General features: G+C 52.4%; 26 protein-coding genes. 11 read left to right on the top strand and 15 right to left on the bottom strand.

Annotated elements, in window-relative coordinates; genetic code table 11:
* The first annotated feature begins 18 nt into the window (after nucleotides 1-18).
* The 3 genes from groL (at nucleotide 19) to ubiA (ending at nucleotide 3,337) form a co-directional block, all read left to right on the top strand.
* Nucleotides 19-1,665 carry a chaperonin GroEL gene (gene groL / locus NXT09_RS09300; protein ID WP_012773217.1) on the top strand — a complete coding sequence of 549 codons (1,647 nt, stop codon included), beginning with the start codon at nucleotides 19-21 and terminating at the stop codon, nucleotides 1,663-1,665.
* Between the two features lie 264 nt (nucleotides 1,666-1,929).
* Nucleotides 1,930-2,439, top strand: a complete 510-nt coding sequence (gene ubiC / locus NXT09_RS09295; protein WP_268579488.1) for a chorismate lyase — start codon at nucleotides 1,930-1,932, stop codon at nucleotides 2,437-2,439.
* Nucleotides 2,440-2,473: 34 nt separating this feature from the next.
* On the top strand, nucleotides 2,474-3,337 hold the full coding sequence (ubiA, locus tag NXT09_RS09290) for a 4-hydroxybenzoate octaprenyltransferase (protein ID WP_268579487.1): 864 nt from the start codon (nucleotides 2,474-2,476) through the stop codon (nucleotides 3,335-3,337).
* Between the two features lie 138 nt (nucleotides 3,338-3,475).
* On the opposite strand, the gene plsB is transcribed toward ubiA, so the two are convergent.
* The gene (plsB, locus tag NXT09_RS09285) at nucleotides 3,476-5,971 is read right to left on the bottom strand and encodes a glycerol-3-phosphate 1-O-acyltransferase PlsB (protein WP_268579486.1); all 2,496 of its coding nucleotides are present in this window, start codon (nucleotides 5,969-5,971) and stop codon (nucleotides 3,476-3,478) included.
* A gap of 127 nt (nucleotides 5,972-6,098) precedes the next feature.
* Between plsB and NXT09_RS09280 the strand changes: the two genes are divergently transcribed.
* The 3 genes from NXT09_RS09280 (at nucleotide 6,099) to NXT09_RS09270 (ending at nucleotide 7,850) form a co-directional block, all read left to right on the top strand.
* Nucleotides 6,099-6,464, top strand: coding sequence for a diacylglycerol kinase (locus NXT09_RS09280; RefSeq protein ID WP_039282393.1), 366 nt, complete (start codon nucleotides 6,099-6,101; stop codon nucleotides 6,462-6,464).
* Between the two features lie 110 nt (nucleotides 6,465-6,574).
* Nucleotides 6,575-7,183 carry a transcriptional repressor LexA gene (gene lexA / locus NXT09_RS09275; RefSeq protein ID WP_010282910.1) on the top strand — a complete coding sequence of 203 codons (609 nt, stop codon included), beginning with the start codon at nucleotides 6,575-6,577 and terminating at the stop codon, nucleotides 7,181-7,183.
* A gap of 457 nt (nucleotides 7,184-7,640) precedes the next feature.
* Nucleotides 7,641-7,850 carry a CsbD family protein gene (locus tag NXT09_RS09270; protein ID WP_010282913.1) on the top strand — a complete coding sequence of 70 codons (210 nt, stop codon included), beginning with the start codon at nucleotides 7,641-7,643 and terminating at the stop codon, nucleotides 7,848-7,850.
* A 55-nt stretch (nucleotides 7,851-7,905) separates the two neighbouring features.
* Here NXT09_RS09270 and zur read toward each other — a convergent pair whose 3' ends face one another.
* Both zur and NXT09_RS09260 read right to left on the bottom strand, forming a co-directional pair.
* Nucleotides 7,906-8,415, bottom strand: a complete 510-nt coding sequence (gene zur / locus NXT09_RS09265; protein ID WP_040032639.1) for a zinc uptake transcriptional repressor Zur — start codon at nucleotides 8,413-8,415, stop codon at nucleotides 7,906-7,908.
* A gap of 105 nt (nucleotides 8,416-8,520) precedes the next feature.
* A complete protein-coding gene (locus NXT09_RS09260; RefSeq protein WP_205553733.1) occupies nucleotides 8,521-9,219 on the bottom strand; it encodes a pirin family protein in 699 nt (232 codons plus the stop codon).
* Nucleotides 9,220-9,332: 113 nt separating this feature from the next.
* On the opposite strand from NXT09_RS09260, the gene NXT09_RS09255 reads away from it, so the two are divergent.
* Nucleotides 9,333-10,229, top strand: a complete 897-nt coding sequence (locus NXT09_RS09255) for a LysR family transcriptional regulator (RefSeq protein ID WP_010282925.1) — start codon at nucleotides 9,333-9,335, stop codon at nucleotides 10,227-10,229.
* A 96-nt stretch (nucleotides 10,230-10,325) separates the two neighbouring features.
* Here the strand turns inward: NXT09_RS09255 and NXT09_RS09250 are convergent, their stop codons facing one another.
* From NXT09_RS09250 to NXT09_RS09205, 10 genes are all read right to left on the bottom strand, one after another.
* Complete coding sequence (locus NXT09_RS09250; RefSeq protein ID WP_048256595.1) at nucleotides 10,326-11,321, bottom strand: glutathione S-transferase family protein; 996 nt, start codon at nucleotides 11,319-11,321, stop codon at nucleotides 10,326-10,328.
* A gap of 107 nt (nucleotides 11,322-11,428) precedes the next feature.
* Nucleotides 11,429-11,824, bottom strand: a complete 396-nt coding sequence (locus NXT09_RS09245; RefSeq protein WP_010282928.1) for a DoxX family protein — start codon at nucleotides 11,822-11,824, stop codon at nucleotides 11,429-11,431.
* A gap of 276 nt (nucleotides 11,825-12,100) precedes the next feature.
* Nucleotides 12,101-12,391: a YqjK-like family protein gene (locus NXT09_RS09240; protein ID WP_014914073.1), complete on the bottom strand. Its 291-nt coding sequence runs from the start codon at nucleotides 12,389-12,391 to the stop codon at nucleotides 12,101-12,103.
* The gene (locus NXT09_RS09235; RefSeq protein WP_268579485.1) at nucleotides 12,388-12,783 is read right to left on the bottom strand and encodes a phage holin family protein; all 396 of its coding nucleotides are present in this window, start codon (nucleotides 12,781-12,783) and stop codon (nucleotides 12,388-12,390) included. The genes NXT09_RS09240 and NXT09_RS09235 overlap by 4 nt, the downstream gene beginning before the upstream one ends.
* A gap of 13 nt (nucleotides 12,784-12,796) precedes the next feature.
* Nucleotides 12,797-13,102, bottom strand: a complete 306-nt coding sequence (locus NXT09_RS09230; protein WP_040032650.1) for an ElaB/YgaM/YqjD family protein — start codon at nucleotides 13,100-13,102, stop codon at nucleotides 12,797-12,799.
* Between the two features lie 175 nt (nucleotides 13,103-13,277).
* Nucleotides 13,278-13,667, bottom strand: coding sequence for a DUF1090 domain-containing protein (locus tag NXT09_RS09225; RefSeq protein WP_268579484.1), 390 nt, complete (start codon nucleotides 13,665-13,667; stop codon nucleotides 13,278-13,280).
* 5 nt (nucleotides 13,668-13,672) lie between these two features.
* Entirely contained in the window at nucleotides 13,673-14,068 is a 396-nt protein-coding gene (gene mzrA, locus NXT09_RS09220; protein ID WP_205553726.1) for an EnvZ/OmpR regulon moderator MzrA, read from the bottom strand.
* Nucleotides 14,069-14,070: 2 nt separating this feature from the next.
* Nucleotides 14,071-14,754 (bottom strand): DedA family protein, encoded by a 684-nt coding sequence (locus NXT09_RS09215; RefSeq protein WP_040032654.1) that lies wholly within the window; start codon nucleotides 14,752-14,754, stop codon nucleotides 14,071-14,073.
* A 501-nt stretch (nucleotides 14,755-15,255) separates the two neighbouring features.
* A complete protein-coding gene (gene exuR, locus NXT09_RS09210; protein WP_039303063.1) occupies nucleotides 15,256-16,032 on the bottom strand; it encodes a transcriptional regulator ExuR in 777 nt (258 codons plus the stop codon).
* 209 nt (nucleotides 16,033-16,241) lie between these two features.
* Nucleotides 16,242-17,543 (bottom strand): MFS transporter, encoded by a 1,302-nt coding sequence (locus tag NXT09_RS09205; protein ID WP_268579483.1) that lies wholly within the window; start codon nucleotides 17,541-17,543, stop codon nucleotides 16,242-16,244.
* Nucleotides 17,544-17,957: 414 nt separating this feature from the next.
* Between NXT09_RS09205 and uxaC the strand changes: the two genes are divergently transcribed.
* From uxaC to NXT09_RS09185, 4 genes are all read left to right on the top strand, one after another.
* The gene (gene uxaC / locus NXT09_RS09200) at nucleotides 17,958-19,367 is read left to right on the top strand and encodes a glucuronate isomerase (protein WP_205553720.1); all 1,410 of its coding nucleotides are present in this window, start codon (nucleotides 17,958-17,960) and stop codon (nucleotides 19,365-19,367) included.
* A 324-nt stretch (nucleotides 19,368-19,691) separates the two neighbouring features.
* Entirely contained in the window at nucleotides 19,692-21,158 is a 1,467-nt protein-coding gene (locus NXT09_RS09195) for a tagaturonate reductase (protein ID WP_039555545.1), read from the top strand.
* A 19-nt stretch (nucleotides 21,159-21,177) separates the two neighbouring features.
* Nucleotides 21,178-22,668: a UxaA family hydrolase gene (locus NXT09_RS09190; protein WP_048256592.1), complete on the top strand. Its 1,491-nt coding sequence runs from the start codon at nucleotides 21,178-21,180 to the stop codon at nucleotides 22,666-22,668.
* 104 nt (nucleotides 22,669-22,772) lie between these two features.
* Complete coding sequence (locus NXT09_RS09185; RefSeq protein WP_039510620.1) at nucleotides 22,773-23,303, top strand: YgjV family protein; 531 nt, start codon at nucleotides 22,773-22,775, stop codon at nucleotides 23,301-23,303.
* 83 nt (nucleotides 23,304-23,386) lie between these two features.
* Here NXT09_RS09185 and sstT read toward each other — a convergent pair whose 3' ends face one another.
* On the bottom strand, nucleotides 23,387-24,634 hold the full coding sequence (gene sstT, locus NXT09_RS09180) for a serine/threonine transporter SstT (protein WP_268579482.1): 1,248 nt from the start codon (nucleotides 24,632-24,634) through the stop codon (nucleotides 23,387-23,389).
* Nucleotides 24,635-25,001: 367 nt separating this feature from the next.
* A complete protein-coding gene (locus NXT09_RS09175; protein WP_240584465.1) occupies nucleotides 25,002-25,955 on the bottom strand; it encodes a TerC family protein in 954 nt (317 codons plus the stop codon).
* Nucleotides 25,956-26,056 lie beyond the last annotated feature (101 nt).

Raw genomic sequence — 26,056 nt, 5'->3', positions numbered from 1 at the left:
ATTTAAGGGAAATACACCATGGCAGCTAAAGACGTAAAATTCGGTAATGACGCTCGCGTAAAAATGCTGCGCGGCGTAAATGTACTGGCTGATGCAGTGAAGGTTACCCTGGGCCCGAAAGGCCGTAACGTAGTTTTGGATAAATCCTTCGGTGCACCGACCATTACTAAAGACGGCGTATCTGTTGCGCGTGAAATCGAGCTGGAAGACAAGTTCGAGAACATGGGCGCGCAGATGGTGAAAGAAGTTGCCTCTAAAGCGAATGACGCAGCAGGCGACGGCACCACGACCGCAACCGTATTGGCGCAGGCTATCATCACTGAAGGCCTGAAAGCTGTTGCAGCGGGCATGAACCCGATGGATCTGAAGCGCGGTATCGATAAAGCCGTTATCGCCGCTGTTGAAGAGCTGAAAGCACTGTCTGTACCGTGCTCTGACTCTAAAGCTATTGCTCAGGTTGGTACCATCTCTGCTAACTCCGACGAAACCGTAGGCAAAATGATTGCCGAAGCCATGGACAAAGTCGGTAAAGAAGGTGTTATCACCGTTGAAGAAGGTACCGGTCTGCAAGACGAGCTGGACGTGGTTGAAGGTATGCAGTTCGACCGTGGCTACCTGTCTCCGTACTTCATCAACAAACCAGAAACCGGTGCGGTAGAACTGGAAAGCCCGTTCATCCTGCTGGCTGACAAAAAAATCTCCAACATCCGCGAAATGCTGCCAGTTCTGGAAGCGGTAGCGAAAGCCGGCAAACCGCTGGTTATCGTTGCTGAAGATGTTGAAGGCGAAGCACTGGCAACGCTGGTGGTTAACACCATGCGTGGCATCGTGAAAGTCGCTGCGGTGAAAGCACCGGGCTTCGGTGACCGTCGTAAAGCGATGCTGCAAGATATCGCGACGCTGACTGGCGGTACCGTTATCTCTGAAGAGATCGGTCTGGAGCTGGAAAAAGCGACGCTGGAAGATCTGGGTCAGGCAAAACGCGTTGTAATCAACAAAGACACCACCACCATCATCGATGGTACGGGTGAAGAAGCGGCGATTCAGGGCCGTGTTGCTCAGATCCGTCAGCAGGTTGAAGAAGCTACGTCTGATTACGATCGTGAAAAACTGCAAGAGCGTGTGGCTAAACTGGCTGGCGGCGTAGCCGTTATCAAAGTTGGCGCAGCAACTGAAGTTGAAATGAAAGAGAAGAAAGCACGCGTTGAAGATGCCCTGGCTGCGACTCGCGCTGCGGTAGAAGAAGGCGTGGTTGCTGGTGGTGGTGTGGCGCTGGTTCGCGTTGCAGCGAAACTGGCTTCTCTGACTGCTCAGAACGAAGATCAGAACGTGGGTATCAAAGTGGCGCTGCGCGCGATGGAAGCGCCACTGCGTCAGATCGTTTCCAACGCTGGTGAAGAGCCATCTGTGGTTGCCAACACCGTTAAAGCGGGCGAAGGTAACTACGGTTACAACGCGGCAACGGAAGAATACGGCAACATGATCGACTTCGGTATCCTGGATCCAACCAAGGTAACCCGTTCTGCGCTGCAATACGCGGCTTCTGTTGCAGGCCTGATGATCACCACCGAATGTATGGTAACCGACCTGCCGAAAAGCGATGCGCCTGACTTAGGTGCTGCTGGCGGTATGGGCGGCATGGGTGGTATGGGCGGCATGATGTAGTGCGACACCTTTGTCGCCAGAAGCCATTTTCTGGTGACAGGAGTCAGGTTACAGAAGCTCGTCTTTCTGTCCTTCAAAGAGCACTATCTGGTCGCGAGACTGGGTGGTGCTTTTTTTATGCGCTGCATTGCTGAAATGTTGCCGTATCGTTGATGAATGCGTTTATCGCGTGTTATCGGGGGAAGCATTCTGCGCTACAATGGCGGCGTTACTTTATTTACGAATACCTTTTTATTCAAAACAACCCTGTTCGGAGTAGGGACAATGTCTGACGATGCGTCTACGCTTCTGCGCTCTATTTCCTGGTTTACTGAGCCCCCTTCGGTATTACCTGAGCACATTGGTGACTGGCTGATGGAAACCGGCTCCATGACGCGGCGACTTGAAAAATATTGTGCCCAACTGAAGACCATCCTGTGCAGTGAGAAATTCATTACGCCACAGGCGCTGGGCGAAGAGCGCGAACAGCTGCCGTACAGTGAACGTTACTGGCTGCGTGAAGTGGTGCTGTATGGTGACGATCGTCCCTGGCTTTTTGGCAGTACCATTGTTCCGCAACAGACGCTCGACGGCACGGATTCAGCCCTGACGAAAATAGGTAATCAGCCGCTAGGCCGCTACCTGTTTGGGCAAAAGGCGCTGACGCGTGACTATATTCATACCGGATGCAGTGAAGGCTTATGGGCGCGACGTTCCCGCCTGTGTGTCTCGGGTTATCCGTTACTGTTGACTGAGCTTTTCTTACCGGAATCACCGATTTATTTCAGCCGGTGATGAAGGTTGGCAGGTAATTTGAGGAGATAAATCCTTGGAAAGAAGTGTTACAGCAGGGAAATGGCTGGCTTATTGTCGCTTGATGCGAATTGATAAACCGATAGGTTCTCTGTTGCTGCTGTGGCCAACGCTATGGGCGCTGTGGCTAGCGGGAGGCGGGGCGCCTGCACCGTGGACGCTGCTTGTTTTTGTCGCTGGCGTTTTCTTGATGCGTGCGGCGGGCTGCGTTATCAATGATTATGCCGATCGCCATTTTGACGGCCATGTAAAACGCACCGCTTCTCGCCCATTGCCCAGCGGTGAGGTAAGCGAGCGAGCGGCCAAAGTGCTGTTTGTCGTGCTGGTCTTGTTGGCGTTTGGCTTGGTGCTGACGTTGAATAAGATGACGATCTGGCTGTCCGTTGCGGGGCTGGGTCTGGCGTGGGTCTACCCGTTCATGAAACGGGTCAGCCATCTTCCTCAGTTTGTGCTGGGTGCGGCGTTTGGCTGGTCAATCCCGATGGCTTACGCGGCGGTGAGTGAAAGCCTGCCAGCGAGCTGCTGGATGATGTTTTTGGCGTATATTTGCTGGACGGTCGCCTACGATACCCAATATGCGATGGTGGATCGTGATGACGACCTAAAGATCGGCGTGAAATCCACCGCGATCCTATTTGGCCGTTTTGACAATATCATCATCGGGTTACTGCAGTTTAGTATGCTGGCGTTGCTGCTGGCTTTGGGCATCACCACTGGATTAGGAACGCCATACACTATTTCGCTGCTGGTAGCTGCGGGGATGTTTGTTTATCAGCAAATCCTGACCGCTGGGCGCGAGCGTGATGCCTGTTTCAAAGCTTTTCACAATAATAAATACGCGGGCATGGCGATATTTATTGGTGTACTGTTTGGCCTATAGGGCGAACCGATAGAGACAAAAAAGCAGCGATTTCTCGCTGCTTTTTTTATGGTGGAATGCTCAGACATGTTTGTTATGCCAAACGTATTCACGGCTTGATGGCGGCGCGTCGTCCGCCATTTTCCCGTGATTGTCCGGTTAATCCTGCTTTGTCTCTTCCACTTTTTCTACCGTCTGACTATTAGTTTCCACCTGACTGGCGGCTTCCATTTCAGCTGGTGAGCTGGCGCTTTCGATAGTCAACCGCACTTCCGGGGTGATCAGATCGCCGAGGATGTTGTAGATTGCCACGATATCGCTTTGCGCCGTTTCCGCGCTGTCGGTGATATATCCTTCTGTACGTAAGGTCGCGACCAGCGTTGAGAACACCGCTTTATCAAAGAATTCCGGCGCGTTGATACCGTGCAGGACGGACAGGCGCTGCGCCATGTTCCGGCTTTCTTTCTCCAGCGTCCCACGGTTGATCTCTGGGTTCGCACACAGCAAAGACAGCGTGATCGCATAGCGTTGCAGCGTTTCACGCACGCCTGCTGACAGCAGTTGCAGCGTACGGATGCGTGGCGGATTGATGGCTAATTGACCGTTACGGCTGCACAGCAGCTCTTGTCGAATCAGTTCATTAGCCAGCGTTTCCAGCACGCCCGGCAACTGCTCTTTGGAATAGTGCAGGAACAGCTCAGCTTGCAGCAACGGATAGATCAGCGTGATCTGTCGTACGACTTCGGCAAGCGTAATCCGGCGATGGTGGATGACGATGCTGGCGATCAGCGACGGCAAGACCAACAGGTGCTGGATGTTATTGCGGTAGTACGTCATCAGTACCGCCTGCTCGCGCGGCAGAATGATGATATCGCCAATGCTATCCTTCTCGACTTCAAACTTGTTCATGCCCAGCGCGTGTTCCAGCAGTTCATCTGCTGTCTTCTTCGGTGCCGTAATATCTTTGTGATAAGGCACCTGGCGCAGCAACTGGAGGTAGCAATCCAGCTGTTCGTGCATTTGTTCACGCGTCAGTGAACGCTGGCGCGAGGCTAATAAAGCCGTAGAGCACAGGTTCATTGCATTTGCTGCCGCAGAATTGTTGATGCGCACCATGATATCCATAGAGATATCCTGCACCGTCGGCGTTAGCCAGCTTGGGCGCTGTGCTTCAATGGGATCGATCGCATCACGCCATTGCGGAACATGCTGGTTCAGATAGGTTGTCAGCGGGAGTGGTTCGCCGAAGTTCACGTACCCTTGGCCGAGATTACGCAGTTTGCGCAAACCGCGCACCATCTGCATAAAGCCTTCTTTTTCCTTCACCGCACCGCGCAGCTCTTTCGCATAGGTGCCGACTTCCATCACATGCTCGTAGCCGACATAAATCGGTACCAGCGTGATGGGGCGCGTACCGCCTCTCAGCATGGCCTGAATGGTCATCGCCAGCGTACCGGTTTTTGGCTCTAACAGACGGCCCGTGCGTGAACGTCCACCTTCCATGAAGTATTCAACCGAATAACCGCGGGCAAACAGTTCGCCCAGATATTCACGGAAAATCGTGGAATACAGCTTGTTGCCTTTGAAGGTACGGCGAATAAAGAACGCGCCAAGACGGCGGAAGATCGGGCCTGCTGGCCAGAAATTCAGGTTGATGCCAGCGGCGATGTGCGGCGGCACTAAGCCTTGATGGTACAGGACGTAGGACAGCAGCAGATAATCCATGTGGCTGCGGTGGCAGGGCACATAGACAATCCCGTGACCATCCTGCGCCAGCTGGCGAACGCGTTCGGCGTTGTGGACGTTAATCCCCTGATAAAGGCGGTTCCACGTCCAGCTTAATACGCGATCCGATAGACGCACGGCTTCGTAGGAGAAGTCAGCGGCGATTTCTTCCATCAGCGCAATAGCGTTCTGCTGCGCTTTCTCAGTAGAAATTTTCTTACTGCGCGCTTCATCGTCTACGGCTTTCTTGATCGCTTTGGAATCCAGCAGCTTGTTAAATAGCTCCTGACGCACCGGCAAACGTGGCCCTACTGCCGCCAAACGTTGGCGAGAGAAGTGCATACGTGCGACACGCGCCAGTTTGTGGGCTATGGTTTTGTCAGTACCATGCTCGGTCGCCATATAACGTAGCGACACCGGGCTGGAGAAGCGGACAAAGCTGTCGCGGCCTAGCCACAGGACGGCGAAGAATTTCTCAATGCCGTTGAGCAAGCGCAGATGCGGTGTGGCCTGAGCGTGGCCTTCCCGACCCGGAGAGCGCCCAAACATCACAGAAACTGGCACCATTTGTACGTCTAAATCTGGATTGGCACGATGCAGATCCAGATAGTCGTGAAACAGCTTGACGGATTTCTGTTTGGGAACGTAATAGCGGAAGACGCGCGGCCCGTCATTAATAAAGACGTGGCTAGGAAGTTCGACGCCATTGAATTCGAACGACTGCGAGGGATCGGGTAGCCCCAATGCCAGGCATTTCGCACGTAGCGTCAAGAGATCCGCCTGAGAGTTATAAGGCAGAACATAGAGTATAGGACGTGAGGGATCTAACCCTAGCTCGACCACCGGATCTGCGGGAATAACTTTGCTCTTCACCAACAGTTTCAGTGGGAGATTCAATAATTTATAGTAAATTTTACGCCAACCTGACATAACAACATGGAGCCTCTTGTTAGCAATGCGCCGCAAGGATACCAGAAACTGCGCCGGAGATCTGTGGTGATGAGACAACGTAAGCGCGTTAAAATGCGAACTATTTTGCATAAATAGCGGAGGATAAATGAATAAAGCAACGGGGATGACCCGGATCATTAAGGCGACTGGTTATTCCTTTAAGGGGCTGAAGCAGGCGTGGCAGCATGAGGCGGCATTTCGTCAGGAAACGATACTGACCCTTGTCGGCGTCATTATCGCGTGTTTACTGCCAGTTACGCTGGTCGAAAAACTGCTGCTGATCGGGTCTGTGGTACTGATTATGCTGTTTGAACTGGCCAATAGCGCCATTGAAGCCGTGGTTGATCGCATTGGTCTTGAGCACCACGAATTATCCGGTCGGGCGAAAGATATTGGCTCGGCGGCTGTCTTTGTTGCCATCCTGTTAGCCGCTGTCGTCTGGGGCAGCATCCTCTGGCAACATTTTGCCTGACGGCGCGCATAAATGAGTAAAAGTCAGGGGCTTTGCCGAGATCTCCATTCCCAATTGTGGCTTACCTGTATATACTCACAGCAAGACTGTATAAACAACCAGGGGGCGGAATGAAAGTATTAACAGCAAGGCAGCAGCAGGTTTATGACCTGATCCGCGATCATATTGCGCAAACCGGAATGCCGCCAACGCGCGCGGAAATTGCTCAACAACTGGGGTTTCGCTCTCCTAATGCGGCTGAAGAGCATCTGAAAGCGCTGGCGCGTAAAGGCGTTATTGAGATTGTATCGGGCGCGTCTCGTGGTATTCGTCTGCTAATGGAAGAAGAGACGGGTATTCCTCTGGTTGGCCGCGTGGCCGCAGGTGAACCCCTGCTGGCACAGGAACATATCGAGTGTCACTATCAGGTTGACCCTGCGATGTTCAAACCCAGCGCTGATTTTTTGCTGCGGGTGAGCGGCATGTCGATGAAAGATATCGGTATTATGGATGGTGATTTACTGGCCGTGCATAAAACAGAAGATGTGCGCAACGGTCAGATTGTCGTCGCGCGTATTGACGATGAGGTGACGGTGAAGCGCCTGAAAAAGCAGGGCAATACGGTACACCTCCTCGCTGAAAATGAAGAGTTTGCCCCGATTGTTGTCGATCTGCGTCAGCAAAGCTTTTCGATAGAAGGCTTAGCGGTTGGCGTGATTCGTAACAGCGACTGGAGCTAACCATTCGCAGAGATGCACTGCTCGTCTGTCTGGGACAGTGCATCACGTTCTGTGTATTAATCTGCTAACCATATACATTTAGTTACATTTTGCGTGCGTTTTCTACTATCTCATTACCTCCTGTTTTTTCACCGCTTTTGCGGTTATTTTCCCTTTATCAATGCTCGTTCCAGTTACAGATTCCTGATTTTTCATTCAAAGTAAAATATTCGACTATAATTTTTATCAAGGTAAGCATTTTTATCTTGATTGTGTGGCGATAGATCAGTTTGACGATTGAGTATTAGCCATCACATTTAGATAGCCTGGTAATCAAGGGAGACAGTGGCGAAGAGCACCGTCATGGTTCACTGAGTTATGATGTTGCTTACTGAATACATCTATTTATCTGAAACTGACGCATACGTCGGTAGTTATGATTTTTTATGCGCAATTCACCTAAGGTACGGAGATTCTTATGAATAAAGACCAAGCCAGCGGTAACTGGAAACAGTTTAAAGGTAAAGCGAAAGAGCAATGGGGCAAATTAACGGATGACGATCTGACGGTCATCGAAGGTAAACGTGACCAACTGGTGGGGAGAATCCAGGAGCGTTACGGGTACGAAAAAGAAGCGGCAGAGAAAGAAGTGAAACACTGGGAAGAGCACCACAAATATCATTGGTAGCTATCACTGGTCACCAAGGTGATGTATCCCCACAGAAAAAACGATAGCCCTTGGGCTATCGTTTTTTAATCGGAACGGTATGGTCGTGACCGCAATGGTCCGGCTGCTTGCATGATGCAACTTCCTGACAGCCCCCACACAAGCCGTGTGCTTCCACCACGCTGTGACGCAGCGTAAATCCCGACTGTTGCGCCAGACTACGCAGCGTTTCTTCCACACCTTCGGTTTGACGTTCTGTAACCTGTCCGCAGCGGTCGCAGATGAAAAGGGCAGACGTGTGGCTGTGGTCTTCGATATGGTGGCAGAGCACGTAGCTGTTGTTGGATTCGACGCGGTGAATGAAGCCTTGTTCCAGCAGAAAATCCAGCGCGCGATAGACAGTCGGCGGTTTCGCCTGAGGTTCGGAAACGCGCAGCAGGTCCAGCAGGTCATAAGCGCTGATAGCACCGGACTGCTGTGCCATAAGGCGTAAAACCTCTAACCGCTGTGGCGTGAGACGCACAGCGCGCTGCTGACAAATCTGTTCAGCCTGGGCAAGAAGTTTGTCCTGTTTGGTTGAATCCATTGTCATATCACCCTGACGCATTGAGGAACAAGACGGATATCTTACCACGACTGAATAAAAACGCCGAACTGGCGGCGTTTTCCTGTGAAGACGAGGATAGAAGCGCTATACGACCAGATCGATGAGCAGCGCCCGCAAAGGCGACTCTGCCTGTAGCGTCAACGCCGTTTCTTCCTTAATGAAGGCTCCGTCGCCGCAGTGCAGTGTTTCACTGTTCTGATTGCCTTTTACCGCCATTGAACCGTGGATCAGTTGGAGGTACGCCTGATTTCCCTTTAGCGTGATGGTGCTTTGCTCATTCTGCTGGAGATCGACATGATGCACCCAAACCTGCTGGCGTAGTTGCAGGCTATTGTGTTCGCCTTCCGGTGAGGCAAGTAGCGTATGGTTTACTGAATTCAATCCCATGCGCTGCAGCGGGCTGTTCTCGCGGGTCTGGCAGGCATTCAGCCATAATTGCAGACGTGTCAGCGGCTTGTTGGCGTTGGTATTATGTTCGCTATAGCTGACGTTTGGCTGCGTGGAGAGCAGCAGCACATCTCCGGCTTTGGCCTGAATGTGGCCGCCGTTGCTGTCGCGGTATTCCGCTTCGCCCTGAAGAATAATGTTCAGAATATCAACCCGTGGGTAGGTTCGCGGCTGGAATGATGCCCCCGGTGCCAATACTTCCTGATTGAGCACGCGCAGAGACGCGTAGCCCAGCAACTGTGGGTCAAAATAGTGACCAAAAGAAAAGGTATAGCGCGCCTGCAACCAGCCATAGTCGGCCTGTCCGCATTGCCCCGCTGCTCTTCGTGTGATCATAATTGTTATCCCCCCAGAGAATTATTTATTGAACTGATAGTAATTGTGTGGACGTTGGATTGTTAGCTAGTTAATCTGGTGGGTATGTTCAAAATTCCTGAATGAGTACGAAGATGGCGAAAGAACGAGCATTGACGCTGGAAGCTTTGAGGGTGATGGATGCGATCGATCGCCGTGGCAGCTTTGCCGCTGCGGCAGACGAGCTGGGTAGGGTGCCTTCGGCACTGAGCTATACCATGCAGAAACTGGAAGAAGAGTTAGATGTGGTGCTGTTCGATCGTTCTGGACATCGTACTAAATTCACGAATGTCGGGCGGATGCTGCTGGAACGCGGACGTATTCTGCTGGAGGCCGCGGATAAACTCACGACGGACGCAGAAGCGCTGGCGCGCGGTTGGGAAACGCATCTGACGATTGTGACGGAAGCGCTGATTCCTACTCAGCGAATTTTCCCGCTAATCGATAAACTGGCGCTTAAAGCCAATACGCAGGTATCGATTCTGACGGAAGTGCTGGCGGGGGCGTGGGAGCGTCTTGAGCAAGGGCGCGCCGATATTGTGATTGCGCCAGACATGCATTTTCGCGCGTCTTCTGAAATGAATACCCGCAAGCTGTACACGATGAATAACGTTTATGTCGCCAGCCCAGATCATCCGATTCATCAGGAGCCTGAACCGCTGTCGGATGCAACTCGGGTGAAATACCGTGGGATTGCGATGGCGGATACTGCGCGCGAACGCCCGGTACTGACCGTGCAGCTGTTGGATAAACAGCAGCGTCTGACGGTGAGTTCGCTGGATGATAAACGGCGTGCGCTACTGGCGGGATTAGGCGTCGCGACCATGCCTTACCCGATGGTTGCACAAGATATTGCCGAAGGGCGTTTGCTGGTAATTGGGCCTGAGCATCAGATGGAAAGCCAGATTATTATGGCGTGGCGGCGAGACAGCATGGGCGAGGCGAAATCCTGGTTCCTGCGTGAAATTCCAAAACTGCTGAACCAGCCCTAAATCCCGCGCTTTTTGCGGCAAGGTGTGGTTCCGCACCTTGCCGCACTATTCACTACTTTACGACTTCACTACTGCGTAGCGAAAATCGACAAAACCCTAGTATAAATCGACAAACGTCTTATCGCGATGGTGAGGCTGGTTCAGATCTTGTTCTGGACCCAGCGAAATCACACCATGCGGATTAATCGTGCCGTGGCTACGATAGTAGTGGTGACGAATATGCGCCATATCGACGGTATCGGCGATTCCGGGCATCTGATAAATATCACGCAGAAAACCGAACAGATTGGGATAATCGCTCAGGCGGTATTTATCGCATTTAAAATGCGTGTGATAGACCGGATCGAAACGGATCAAGGTCGTCCACAGCCGCAGGTCGGCTTCGGTTAACTGCTCACCCGTCAGATAGCGCTGTTTTGCCAGAATGCTTTCCAGATCGGAGAGCGCGGCGAAAACGGTCGTGGCGGATTCATCATAGGCTGACTGGCTTGTCGCAAAGCCGGCTTTGTACACACCGTTGTTGACCTTGTCGTAAATCCAGCCGTTCAATTCGTCAATCTGAGCGCGTAGCGCCTCTGGATAATAATCTCCCGCCGTTGCTCCCACGCCATCAAAAGCGCTGTTCAGCATGCGGATGATATCGGCGGATTCGTTACTGACGATAGTGTGCTGCTCGGTATCCCACAGGACAGGCACGGTCACCCGACCGCTGTAGTCTGGCATAGCGTGCAGGTAGAGCTGGTAGAGGAATTCGTGCTGATAGAGTGAGTCACCCGTCGCGGCTTCAAAATCGGTACCGAACGTCCAGCCATGATCGAGCATGAGCGGATGAACCACCGAAACGGCGATATGATCGGTTAACCCTTTCAACTGCCGCATGAGCAGCGTGCGGTGTGCCCACGGGCAGGCGAGCGAAACGTAGAGATGATAACGGCCGGACTGAGCAGGAAAGCCACCTTTGCCGGTGAGGCCGGGTGCGCCATCGGGCGTTACCCAGTTGCGGAATGCGGATTCTGAACGCTTAAAATGGCCGCCGGTAGATTTGGTTTCATACCAGGTATCGTGCCATACGCCGTCAACCAGTTGTCCCATAAATCCTCCCGTTAGTGAGTGATGATAAAACAACGGCAAGCCTTATCTGCTTGCCGTCTCATTCGTTATTCGACTTTAAGTGTAGTACAGGCCGGAAAAGGCTCGTCTTACCACTTTTTGCCCAGCAGGCGGTCGATACTGAATGCGCCTGGGCCCGTTACAGCCAGCAGGAGGTAGCCACCAGCGATGGTCAGGTTTTTCATGAACATCAGTTGGTTCATGCCTTCTGCAAAGTTAGAGTGGAAAATCAGAGCAGTCAGCAGCGTAAAGCCTGCAGTGAACAGCGCGACGGTACGCGTCAGCAGACCGAACAGAACCGCCAGGCCACCACCCAGTTCCAGCAGAATGGTCAGCGGCAGCAGGAAGGACGGTACGCCCATCGCCTGCATATATTGTTGTGTGCCTGCATAGGCATCACCCAGCTTACCGTAACCTGCAACGATAAACAGAATTGGCATTAAGATACGTGCAACCAGCAGTGCAGTGCTTTCTAAATTTTTCATCATCTCTCCAATTAATATTGTTGTGGGCTATATTGCCCTGTTTTGTTTGTTGTAGCAGGTGTGGTCTGAAAACTTGGCCCGCCATCAGGTTATGGGCAGATAGTATAGAGAGATGATTTGCGCTTCCAGCGAGTATAATTGTCGCTTTATTTCAGAAAAATTGATGTTCAGTGAACAACTGTGCAAAAACGCGCTGTAATGGCATGAGCGCGTTAGGTAAAAGTCAGATGAAAAATGTCTTATAGATAAGGCAGATAGCCGAGGCGATAGGAAGAATTACGGACGTGGCTCAAACGTTTTGCGAACGAGTCTGACTGTACCCCACAGCCCGACAAGGCGGCGTCCCCAGCGAATCATGCGGCTGGGATGGCGCACGCCATAGAGCGCCACGAGGCTGGAACCCACGATCCAGTATTTACGCCACTGCATCAGGCTTTGCCAGCCGCGATCGTAACGGGCAGTGGTGTCCAGCCAGTGTTTTTTACCTGCCGATAAATCCAGCCGCTGCTGCTGTATCTGGCGCAGTAGCTGGGTTTTTTCTCTGTCTCGCTGCTGACGCTGGTTCACTTGGTATCTTCCTCCAGCAGCGATCTGTCGGTCGCCAGCTCCTTACGCGTCGCTTTGAGCAAGGTGGAGCGACGTACCTTCACGAGTGTCCATATGCCGCCTATCAGCGCCAGTCCGAGCAATGTGGCGGTAGTACACCCCAGCGCAAAGAGGCGATATTGCGGATCGATGCCCCAGATGATCAGCGCGATCAGGCTCATAATGCCAAAAGCGGCAAAAAGCAGCGTCAGGCCGACCATAATCAGCAATTGAATCAGATTGGCTTTCTCTTCCTCTAATTCAATGACTGCCAGTCGAACGCGGCTTTCCACCATACTGACAATAATGGAGATGATGCGCTGAGCAGAAGCCATGACCCCGCTTGCGGGGCCTTGTTGTGATTTATCTGTCATAGCAATCCGCTAATTAGCGACGAGACAGCAGGACGCCAAGCACGACACCGACTGCTGCGCCAATGCCGACACCGGTCCACGGATTCTGGCGTACATAATCGTCCGCAGATTCAACCGCTTCCTTGGTTTGGGAAGCGATGCGCTCACCGGTCTCGCTCAGGCGACTGCGCGTTTCTTTCAGCGCGCTTTCTGCCTTATTACGCAGCTTGTCGAGTTCCGCTTTAGATTTATCGCTAGAGGTGCTTAATACTTCTTCCAGCGTGTCCGCCAGTGATTTCAATTCGGCGCGGAGGTACTCAGAATTTTGATCTTTAGCCATATTAGTAACCCTTCATGTTATAAACCTGAATGTTAACTATAGCTGAAGCTGAAATTTATGCCGCCCCAAACGGGTACGGACAATTCTGATAACTCGCTGTAAATTTTAGCGATTTGTTTTTTGAATATAAAATGAACAGTTGCTGTGTGTTTTATAAGGACACTGTATTGATGGGTTATTGCGATGCGGCATGTTCCGCTGCGCGTAATTCCTGCTCGGCTTCAGCCAGCTTTCTTTCGCGCTTAAGGATCTTTTCGGCGTCATCTCCTTTCTGCCGGCTTTCGTTCAGTTCCTGCTGCCGTTCAGCGACGTCTTTACGTTTTTCCGCAATGGCTTCCTGACGTTTCTCTGCTAATCCGGCATCCGTGCAGTGGGTTTTCACGCCGTCCAATGCCTTTTCTAACCCGTTGATGCGATTCTGATTGCCATGCTTACGCGCTTCATCGATTTGGCGCTGAATGTCTTGCGCTTTCTGCTGACAGGTCTCCACCTGATTGGCGGTATTCGCCAGTGCATGACCAGAAAGCAGGACGGATAAGGCAATAATGGATGGAGATAGTTTCATAGTCGTCACCCCAGTTTGGATTGTTTCTGTGTCAGTTTCTGCTGCCAGAATGGTGTCGGGATTGTCACTTGCTGCGCGGTAATCGTGACTTTAGGCAGAGACAAACGCAGGACATCTCTGGCAGCGATACTCTGTTCTGGCGAGGCCAGACGGACGATCAGGCTATCTTGCTCTGGCGTAATGCTTTTGATCGCAATCCCTTTTTCGTTTAGACGCTGATACACGTAAAAGCCATCTGGCAACGCGGCACCATCATAAGGCTTGATGTGTAGCATAGCATCGTCTTGGGAACGGCGTAGCGACTGGGACTGCGTCAATGCAATCATCGGTAGAGCAAGCAATAGCAGTATGCGACCTGCTTTCCTGGAGAAGAGCCTGGAGAATAACCCGCTGATTGACACGGTTAGCTCCCTTTTTCAGCGTTATCTGCTTTAGCGTCACGTTTTTTACGCCACAGGACAAAGAGCGATCCAAACAGGCCGATAAACAGCAGCGCCAGCGGTAGCATCATCAGGCAGAACATCAGCTCGTCTTCATATTTCAGGAAGACCGTTGTTTTTCCTAAGGCGAAGCCCAGCGTAACCAGAATAAATACCCACAGGAACCCGCTCATCCAGTTAAAGAACTGAAAGCGCGCGTTATTCAGGCCAGACAAGCCTGCGATGGTAGGGAGTAACGTTCTGACAAAAGCCAGAAAACGCCCAACTAAAAGTGCGGACAAACCATGACGGTGGAAAAGCTGGTGGGCGCGTTGGTGATAGTGTGCGGGCAAATGTGATAGCCAGCCCTGAACCACTCCCGTATTGCCAAGCCACTTCCCTTGAATATAGCTGGCCCAACAGCCGAGGCTGGCGGCTGTCGTCAGGAGAAATATCGTAAAAGGGTAATTCATTGTGCCTTTGGCAACGAGGACGCCGACCAAAATGAGCAGGCTATCGCCGGGTAGGAAAGCGGCTGGGAGCAGGCCATTTTCCAGAAAGATGATCAGAAACAGTAATATGTAGATGGTCCATACCAGCTTCGGGTCGGCTAAAATATCGAAATCCTGATGCCAGAGTGCGTTTAACAGTTCTTTGATTAATTCCATCCGGTATTCCTAATACTGCTGTTGCATTTTAGCCTTGGCGACAATCACGCTTCTGGACATGATAAGAGTGAATACAGTGTTAATCCCGTCATACTCCAAGTTGCCTGAAACTTGAATTATTTAGGGTATATCAGGGCACAGGATTATGATTTTTTGATGATCTCTGTTTTTCTGCCTGATGGTGGAACTGGCGTCTGACTTGATGCTCGCTTTTCGCTGCGAACCTGATAAACAGGCTGCTTGGGGATTGTTTGGTCTTGGCAGACTTTGCATCCAAAGCGACGGATTAAGCGTAAGAAAGACGCGTTAACTGTAACAAAATAGGTGTTACTGAGACAGAAAAATATTACGACAACTGGGGCGGTTTGGGGGGATTTTTCGAAGAAGAGTGGGGATTTCTGCGATATTTTACACTCGCTGACAGAAATCAACGTTTTCTGACTTTTTCCCTTTGGTGCAAAATTTTCCCCCTTCGCTCAAAACAAGGGGGAGGATGCATAGTTAGGACTTGCCCGTGTGTATCTGGTCGAGGTGGACGACCGGATTCTCGGCGAACATATAGCGGTCAACGTTAAACTCGAAATCATCCGTCGTGGCGCGAAATAGCATCTGTTTGGTATTTTCCAGATGTTGCCACATTGCCAGTTTAGCCGCGTAAGGATCTTTGCGAATCAGTGCCTTAAGGATGCGATCGTGCTCTTCGCACCAGCTTTCAATCGACTTGTCGTCAATGTGCTCATGCAGTTTGCGCCAGTAAGGATTATGAATCCGTTGGCTCCACATTTTCTCGACGATGGTCGCCATCGCGGAGTTCTGTGTTGCCAGCGCGACCTGAACGTGGAATTTGAGATCCCACTGAGAATCACGAAAGCGATCTTCTTGCCGCGCGTATTCCTGAATTTCCATCAGCTGGATGATGTCCTGACGGGTCACCTGCGTGGCCGCAAATTCGGCAATGTTACTTTCAATAAGCTGGCGAGCCTGAAGCAGCTCAAATGGGCCCGCCGCGACAAATTCAATATCGCCGCTATTAATGAACGGATTCTTCTGCTGGTTGGAAATAACGTGAATGCCTGAACCCTTGCGTACTTCAACGTACCCTTCGACTTCCAGCATAATAATAGCTTCACGTACCACGGTGCGGCTGACGTTCATTTCTTCAGAAATATAGCGTTCTGCCGGTAATTTTTCGCCGACCTGATACATACCGCTTTCGATGCGTTGTTTTAATTCTGCGGCTAACTGCTGGTATAGCCGTCGGGGTTCAGTGAGTGCCATGATGATGTCTACTCTCGATAGATGACGGTCCATGTGCCACGTCAGGGCCTGAGTGTCTATCTCGTTAATCTTTCAGGGATGATTTGTTATACCACTTAATCATAGCAGCAACCAATGTTGTGGTCACAGTTATCGCGGTGTGTTATCGGAGGGAGGTGGCTCACCCAGTCGCAGATCATACCGGATGAGCCAGGATAATGCAGGGATTATCAGTGCTGGTTGGCTTCTTTCAATGTTTCCGCCGCGGCGGCGACTTCTGATGCAGGTTGGTTTTTCAATACCGTCCAGATGACGACAGCACCTAGCAGATCGAAGACGGCCAGTGCAGCAAACAGCGGGCTGAAGCCCAGCGTATCGGCCAGCGCACCGACAACCAGTGCAAATAGGGTACTGGCCATCCAGGCTGCCATCCCGGTTAAACCGTTCGCGGTCGCCACTTCATTACGACCAAATACGTCAGATGACAGGGTAATCAGCGCGCCGGACAATGACTGGTGCGCGAAACCGCCGACGCACAGCAGAGCGATGGCGACGTAAGGGCTGGAGAACAGCCCGATCATGCCCGGTGCAATCATCAGTATCGCACCCATCGTGACCACCAGTTTGCGGGAAACGATCAGGTTCACTTTGAAGTGTTTTTGGAACAGCATCGGCAGGTAGCCACCCAGAATGCAGCCGATATCGGCAAACAGCATCGGCATCCAGGCGAACATGGCGATTTCTTTCAGGTTAAAGCCGTAGGCTTTAAACATGAACAACGGGATCCACGCATTGAACGTTCCCCAGGCAGGTTCAGCCAGGAAACGTGGCAGTGCGATACCCCAAAACTGACGGTTACGCAGGATCTGCCAGGCAGACATTTTCTTCGCGTTATTGGTTTGGTGCTGCGCTTCTTGCCCGCTAAGAATATAGTCGCGCTCTTCGTCGCTGAGTTTTTTCTGATCTTTCGGGTGCTTATAGAAAACGAGCCAGCAGATGGCCCAGATCAGGCTCAGCGCACCGGTAATGATAAAGGCCATTTCCCAGCTGTGTGCCACAATCGCCCATACCACCAGCGGTGGTGCGATCATGGCGCCGATGGATGACCCCACGTTGAAGTAACCCACCGCAACAGAACGCTCTTTTGCCGGGAACCATTCGCTACTGGCTTTCAGGCCGGCAGGGATCATGGCCGCTTCTGCCATACCGACCGCGCCGCGGGCGATCGCTAAACCTCCCCAGCTATTTGCCAGTGCGGTACCCATACAGCAGATGGCCCACAGAATGGCGAACATGGCATAGCCGATTTTTGTACCCAGCAAATCCAGTACATAGCCGGCGATGGGCTGCATAATGGTATAACAAGCTGAGTAGGCAGCAACGATGTAAGAATACTGCTGTGTGGTGATGTGTAACTGATCCTGTAGCGTCGGTGCAGCAACAGAAATTGCATTACGCGTCAGATATCCCAGCACGGTGCCAATGGTCACCAGGCCGATCATATACCAGCGTAATCCTTTGATTTTACGCATTTACTTTCTCTCCGAGTCAATAAAAACACTGTGATGGCTCTTGAGTGGCGTCACGGTGTAATGTGTCTTGTGATGTTGTACGACACGTTTTGTTGTTGTGCTGAACAGGAAAACCCTTCTCTTTGTGAGATAGCGATTGAATCCCTGCTTAAGGCAGCGCTACAATAATTTGTCATACAACTTTAAAAGTTGAGTGATATCACAAAACCATTATTTTTATATGGAATAGCGGATTCCTCGTTTAAACCGAGAGAGACAAGCCTTTTACGGCGATAAATGCTGAGTTATTGTACTGTTTGTTACATTTTTGCGATCATGACCTCACAAATACTGTGAGATATCGAGCATGATTGGTGTGATATCTTTTAACGGTCAACTAATTTGGTGCACAAGAAGCACGGTAAGGAAGAGAACATGCCCCAGTTTCTGAGTGAAGATTTTCTGTTAGACAGTGAATTTGCCCGTCGTCTTTATCATGAGTATGCCGTCGACCAACCGATATTTGACTATCACTGCCATTTGCCGCCTGAGCAGATTGCGGAAAACTATCGCTTCAAAAATTTGTATGACATCTGGCTGAAAGGCGATCACTACAAATGGCGTGCGATGCGCACCAACGGCGTGCCTGAGCGTTTGTGTACAGGTGATGCCAGCGATTGGGAAAAATTTGAAGCCTGGGCTGCTACCGTGCCACACACCATCGGCAACCCGCTCTACCACTGGACACATCTGGAACTGCGTCGTCCGTTCGGTATCACCGGCACGCTGCTGTCGCCGAGCACGGCAAAAGACATTTGGGATCGTTGTAATGCCATGCTGGAGCGCGATGACTTTACCGCGCGCGGCATCATGCAGCAGATGAACGTGAAAATGGTCGGGACGACAGACGATCCGATTGACGATCTGCGCCACCATAAAACCGTTGCTCAGGATGCAAGCTTCTCTATCAAAGTGTTGCCGAGCTGGCGGCCAGATAAAGCGTTCAACATTGAGCTGGCAACCTTCAACGACTACATGGCGAAACTGGGTGAAGTCTCCGACACCGACATTCGTCGTTTCAGCGATCTGCAAACGGCGCTGACCAAGCGTCTGGATCACTTCGCCGCACACGGCTGTAAAGTGTCTGACCACGCGCTGGATGTGGTGATGTTTGCCGAAGCCGATGACGCAACGCTGGATAACATTCTGGCGCGTCGCCTTGCTGGCGAAACGCTGAGCGAACATGAAGTGGCACAGTTCAAGACTGGCGTACTGGTCTGGCTGGGGGCGGAATATGCCCGTCGCGGCTGGGTTCAGCAGTACCACATTGGCGCACTGCGCAACAACAACCTGCGTCAGTTCAAGCTGCTGGGGCCGGATGTGGGCTTCGATTCCATCAATGACCGTCCGCTGGCTCAGGAACTGTCTCGCCTGCTCAGCAAGCAGAATGAAGAAAACCTGTTGCCGAAAACCATCCTTTACTGCCTGAACCCGCGCGATAACGAAGTGCTCGGCACCATGATCGGTAACTTCCAGGGCGAAGGGATGCCGGGCAAGATGCAGTTCGGTTCCGGCTGGTGGTTCAACGATCAGAAGGACGGCATGCAACGTCAGATGACTCAGTTAGCACAGCTTGGTCTGCTGAGCCGCTTCGTCGGTATGCTGACCGATAGCCGTAGCTTCCTGTCTTATACCCGCCATGAATATTTCCGCCGCATCCTGTGCCAGATGATTGGCCGCTGGGTGGAAGATGGCGAAGCGCCAGCCGACCTGCCGTTGCTGGGCGAAATGGTGAAAAACATCAGTTTCGATAACGCTAAAAACTATTTTGCCATCGAGCTGTAATTCCACCGCGTAGGTGTGAGTTGCGCGAGGGACGCGGCAGTAAGACTCCTTAAGGGAATTACGCCGCGGCTCTCGGTGTCTCGGTCTTTTGTCATCTGCATCGGTGGTGATTCGGTGCAGGCGAATGTATACCCCAAATAATTCGAGTTGCAGGAAGGCGGCAAGAGAGGGAATCCCGATGAGCTTACACAAGTAAGTGATTCGGGTGAGTGAACGCAGCCAACGCACATGCAGCTTGAAGTATTACGGGAATGAATATAGGGCAAGGATGACGGTGGTTCGGTCGTGCCCTGAATGTGAGATTCGTCCTAAGGTAGCCTGTTAATGCAAACGTTAAATCGTCGTAACTTCCCCGGTCGTCAACACCCGGATCGTGTTATCCAGTTTGGTGAAGGCAACTTCCTGCGCGCCTTCGTTGACTGGCAGTTGGATTTGCTGAATGAGCACACCGATCTGGATGCGGGGATTGTCGTGGTTCGCCCGATCGATTCCGATTTCCCGCCCGCGCTGGACACGCAGGATGGGCTGTACACCACGATTATTCGCGGTCTGAACGAGCAGGGCGAGGCGGTGCGTGAACCCCGTCTGATCCGTTCGGTAAACCGTGAAATTAACGTGTACCGTCAGTTCGATGAGTATCTGGCGCTGGCGCACGATCCGAATATTCGCTTCGTGTTCTCCAATACCACCGAAGCCGGTATCAGTTACCACGCAGAAGACCGACTGAACGACGCACCGCCTGTCAGCTTCCCTGCGAAATTAACCCGCCTGCTGTATGAGCGCTTCTGTCATTTTGACGGTGCGGCGGATAAAGGCTGGGTGCTGCTGCCGTGCGAGCTGATTGATTACAACGGCGTGGCGCTGAAAGAGCTGGTGCTGCGCTACGCGGCACAGTGGAAACTGACGCCAACGTTTACCGCCTGGCTGAACGATCACAACACCTTCTGCTCGACGCTGGTAGACCGCATTGTGACGGGTTACCCGCGTGCCGAAGTGGAAGCGCTACAGCAGGAAATGGGCTATCAGGATACCTTTTGGGATACGGCAGAGCATTTCTACCTGTTCGTGATTCAAGGGCCACAGTGGCTGGCGGAAGAATTGCGTCTGAACAAGCTGGATCTGAACGTTCGTATCGTTGATGACATCAAGCCGTACAAAGAACGTAAAGTCGCGATTCTCAACGGTGCTCATACTGCGCTGGTGCCGGTCGCCTTCCTGGCGGGTTTGGATACCGTTGGCGAATCGATGAATGATGCGCTGATTGGTAAGTTCGTGGAAAAGACCATTGCCGAAGAGATTGTGCCGGTATTGGATTTGCCGCATGACGAACTGACGTCATTTGCTCAGGCTGTGCTAAGCCGCTTCCGTAACCCGTTCATTCAGCACCAGCTGTTATCTATCTCGCTGAATGGCATGACCAAATTCCGCACCCGTATTCTGCCGCAGTTGCTGACCTACCGTGAGCGTCACGGTGAGCTGCCTGCTCGCCTGACGTTTGCGCTGGCGGCCTTGATTGCATTCTATCGCGGCGAGCGCAGCGGTGAAGGCGATGCGTTACAAACCTATCCGTTGCAGGACGATGCACACTGGCTGGAGCGTTATTCCACGCTGTGGGCGGGCGTAAAAGAAAACACCGTCAGCCTGGCTGAGCTGGTGAATGTTGTACTGCGCGATGCCGATCACTGGGAACAGGATTTAACACAGGTTCCTGGCCTGGCTGCGCAGGTGACTGAACAGTTACAAACCATCGTTGAGCGCGGCATGCGCGCAGCTGTGGAAGGTTATTGCTAATCAGCAAGAAGGGTTATCCATGCAAAGTATTATAAAAATTCATTCTCTGGACAATGTGGCTGTCGCCCTGCGTGATGTCGAGCAAGGCGAAACGGTGTCGGTGGATAGCCATACGGTGACACTTCAGCAACCTGTCGTGCGCGGACATAAGTTCGCGCTGGAAACCATCGCACCGGGAGAAATGATTACCAAGTATGGCCTGCCGATCGGCCATGCGTTGGTGTCTATTGCTCCCGGAGAACACATCCATTCTCAGAATGCGAAAACCAATCTGAGCGATCTGGATGAATATCAGTATCAGCCTGAGTTCCTCGAACTGCCGCCACAGATGGGCGATCGGGACGTGCAACTCTATCGTCGCAAAAATGGTGATGTGGGTATCCGTAATGAGCTGTGGATCCTGCCAACCGTTGGTTGCGTGAACGGGATTGCGCGTCAGATTCAGCAGCGTTTCCTGAAAGAAACTAACGATGCGGAAGGGATCGACGGCGTTTACCTGTTCAGCCATACCTTCGGCTGTTCACAGCTTGGTCAGGATCACGAAAACACCCGTACGATGCTGCAAAACATGGTGCGTCACCCGAATGCGGGGGCGGTACTGGTGATCGGTCTGGGCTGCGAGAACAATCAGGTTGACGCATTCCGCACGACGCTGGGTGATTTTGATTCCGACCGCGTGACGTTCATGGTGTGTCAGCAGCAGGATGACGAAGTCGAAGCTGGTCTGGAACGGCTGCATACGCTGTATGAGGCGATGCGTCATGACAAACGCGAGCCGGGTAAGCTGAGCGAGCTGAAGTTTGGTCTGGAATGCGGCGGTTCCGATGGGCTGTCTGGTATTACTGCCAACCCGCTGTTAGGCCGTTTCTCCGACTATCTGATCGCCAACGGCGGCACCACCGTGCTGACCGAAGTGCCAGAGATGTTCGGTGCGGAACGTATCCTGATGAGCCGCTGCCGTGATGAAGCTACGTTTGAGAAAACCGTGCACATGGTGAACGACTTCAAACAGTACTTCATCGCACACAACCAGCCGATTTACGAGAACCCCTCGCCGGGTAACAAAGCGGGCGGGATCACCACGCTGGAAGAGAAATCACTGGGCTGTACGCAAAAAGCTGGACAGAGCAAAGTGGTGGACGTGCTGAAATATGGTGAGCGCTTACATACCCCAGGGCTCAACCTGCTCAGCGCTCCGGGGAATGATGCTGTCGCCACCAGCGCGCTGGCGGGTGCCGGTTGCCATATGGTGCTGTTTAGTACCGGACGCGGCACGCCTTACGGCGGGTTTGTGCCTACCGTAAAACTGGCGACCAACAGTGAACTGGCGAAGAAGAAACCGCACTGGATTGATTTCGATGCGGGGCGTCTGATCCACGACATGCCGATGGATGAACTGCTGAGCCAGTTTGTGGAGCTGATTGTCGAGATTGCTGACGGCAAACGGACGAAGAATGAAGTGAACGACTTCCGCGAATTAGCCATATTTAAGAGCGGCGTGACGTTGTAAATTCTATCCATTCCAATTAAAATAAAACGGCGTTTCATTTTCATAATGGCGCCGTTTTTTTTCGCCACAACTTTTATTCGCTACAACTTTTAGAGGCAGGGATCATGACACATTATTGGATTGCCCAGTCTGTTGGTGTACTGGCATTTCTGGTCGGTATTACCATGTTTTTCAACCGTAACGATCAAAAATTCAAAATACAGCTCTCGGCATACAGCGCCGTTATTGGTCTGCATTTCTTCCTGATGGGGGCAAATGCGGCAGGTGCCAGCGCATTGTTGAACTCGGCACGTACGCTAATCTCACTGAAAACGCACAACATCCTCGTGATGTTTGTCTTTATCTCACTGACGCTGCTCTTTGGGTTGTCGGGCATGAACCATGCGATGGAACTGCTGCCGATAGCGGGCACGGTCGCCAGTACCTGGGCGCTGTTTCGTACGTCTGGATTGACGACGCGCTGCGTGATGTGGTGCTCAACCGCCGGTTGGGTCGCGCATAATATTTGGCTGGGCTCGATTGGTGGGTCGCTGATCGAAGGCAGTTTCCTGCTGATGAACGGCTTTAACATCATTCGCTTCTGGCGCATGCAGCAGCGAGGCATCGATCCTTTCAGCGTAGAGAATAAAGCGTAATTTCAAGTGTTTCTCTTAATCTCACGCCGTTCGTTTTGACGCGAACGGCGTGAGAGGAAAGGGGATAATCACTCCCTAATCAGTTACAGCAGATTCAAGCGCTCTTTTTCCGCCAGCTTGGCATCTTCCGCGTGGCATACGGCGGCGATGAACATCACGTCCGTCGAGGAGTTCACCGCGGTTTCTGCCGAGTCCTGCAATACGCCGATGATGAAACCAACCGCAACCACCTGCATGGCGATATCGTTGGAGATACCGAACATGCTGCACGCCAGTGGAATCAACAGCAGTGAACCACCCGCCACGCCCGAGGCACCACAGGCACACAGTGAAGCCACGACGCTGAGCAGCAGCGCGGTCGGCACGTCAATCTGAATACCCAGCGTATGGGCGGCGGCCAGCGTCAGTACCGTGATGGTAATCGCCGCGCCTGCCATATTGATGGTTGCACCCAGCGGAATGGCGACAGAGTAGGTGTCTTCATCGAGATTCAGTTTGCGGCACAGTTCCATATTCACCGGAATGTTGGCGGCGGAGCTGCGGGTAAAGAAGGCGGTTACGCCGCTTTCACGCAGGCAGCGCAGCACCAGCGGATAAGGGTTGCTGCGAATCTTCCAGTAGACGATCAGCGGGTTGACCACCAGCGCGACCAGCAGCATGCCGCCGATCAGCACCATCAGCAGATGAGCATAGCCCCACAGTGCGCCGAAGCCGGTTTCCGCCAGCGTTGAGGCGACCAGACCGAAAATCCCCAGCGGTGCGAAACGAATCACGACGCGCACGATCATGGTGACCGCGTTGGAGGCATCGGTAATCATGCTCTTGGTGCTGTCCGAACCGTGACGGAATGCAATGCCCAGCCCAACGGCCCAGACCAGAATACCGATGTAATTTGCATTCAGCAGCGCGTGAATCGGGTTGGCGATGACGCTCATCAACAGCCCTTCCAGCACTTCGACAATCCCTGACGGTGGCGTGATGTCGGCGGCCTGCGCGTTGAGCGCCAGCGTGGAAGGGAAGAGGACGCTTAGCACCACGGCAATCAGCGCCGCCGAGAAGGTGCCGATGAGGTAAAGAAACAGGACTGGGCGAATATTGGTTTTCTGCCCTTGTTGGTGGTTGGCGATAGACGCCATGACCAGCACTAATACCAGAATGGGGGCGACGGCTTTCAATGCGCCGACGAACAGCGTTCCCAATAAGCCAGCCGCCAGTGCGGCCTGCGTGGACAGCGAGGCCAGAATAATACCAGCCGCAAGCCCCAGAAGAATCTGTTTAACCAGGCTGCCGTGGGTAATGTACTGCAAAAAACGAGAGTGTTGAGTTTCCATAATTTTGACGGGATAACCGTTCCGCTAAGTAGTTGTCTGTACGGAGCTGACACCTCTGGCCTGCGCCGGGTGGCTTTTTCTTTCCGTAACGAAGTGTGTTTGCATGTATCAGTATATGAAAATTTATTTTTGAGAAAAGCAATGATGTGGTTTTTTATGATGGACATCCTTGTCCATCACCCTGCGGGCCGTTGCTATGCAACGTTGAAAAACGCTCCCGACGTTTTTTTATGACGGACATCTTTAGTCCGTCACCCTGCGGGCCGTTGCGTAGGGCGTGTGTCGAAACGTATGTATGAATGTAGAAAGCATTAATGGGGAAACGTCTCCGCACAGTCGAAGCCGTGCGGAGAGGTGAAAAGCAGGATTAACGCTCGGCGCGTTTGTTCACCCAGACGTTGATCAGCATGGTGATGACCAGAATGCTGGCAACGACGCCCAGAGAGACTGCCACCGGAATATGGAAAATGTCGATGAGCATCATCTTGGTACCGATGAAGATCAGGATGACGGCCAGACCATATTTCAACAGCGAGAAGCGTTCAGCCACGCCAGCCAGCAGGAAGTACATTGCACGCAAGCCCAGAATAGCGAACAGGTTTGATGTCAGTACGATAAAGGGATCGGTCGTGACGGCGAAAATAGCCGGGATACTGTCTACGGCGAAAATCACGTCGCTGATTTCAACCATAATCAGCACCAGAAACAGCGGCGTGGCATACAGGATACCGTTACGACGGACGAAGAATTTTTCATTCTCGATGCTATCCGTCATGCGCAGACGACTACGCAGCCAGCGCACCAGCGGCTTGTCGCCGATCGCGCCGCCATCTTCTTTCGCCAGCGCCATTTTAAGGCCGGTGAACAGCAGGAATGCACCGAACACGTAGAGCAGCCACTGGAACTGCGTGACTAACCAGCTGCCGCCAAACACCATCAGCGTTCTGAGAACGATGGCACCCAGCACGCCGTAAATCAGCACGCGACGTTGGTATTGCGGGGGAACGGCGAAGTAGCCGAATAGCATCAGCCAGACGAAGACGTTATCGACGGCAAGTGCTTTTTCGATCAAATAACCGGTCAGGAAGGCGAGCGACTGGGCGTTGGCCACCTCGCGACCCATCGTACCGTCCAGATACCACCAGAAACCGGCGTTGAACAGCAGTGAGAGCGTGACCCAGATGATAGACCAGACGGCAGCCTGTTTGAACGTCATTACCGTCGACCCTTTACGCCCTTGATAGAGCAGGTCGATGGCCAGCATCACTATAACAATGGCAGCGAAGCTGCCCCATAACCATGGCGTGCCGATGGTGTGCATAGCAAGATCCTTAAATAGAAACAAAAACGGCCAACATCGGAAGGACGCTGGCCGCTTGTTATTAAAGCTGCAGATGCACCTCGCCTTCCGGCAAGGTCTCA

Source organism: Pectobacterium jejuense (assembly GCF_026800125.1).
Taxonomy (GTDB): Bacteria; Pseudomonadota; Gammaproteobacteria; order Enterobacterales; family Enterobacteriaceae; genus Pectobacterium; species Pectobacterium jejuense.
This window is presented reverse-complemented; position numbering and strand designations above follow the sequence as displayed.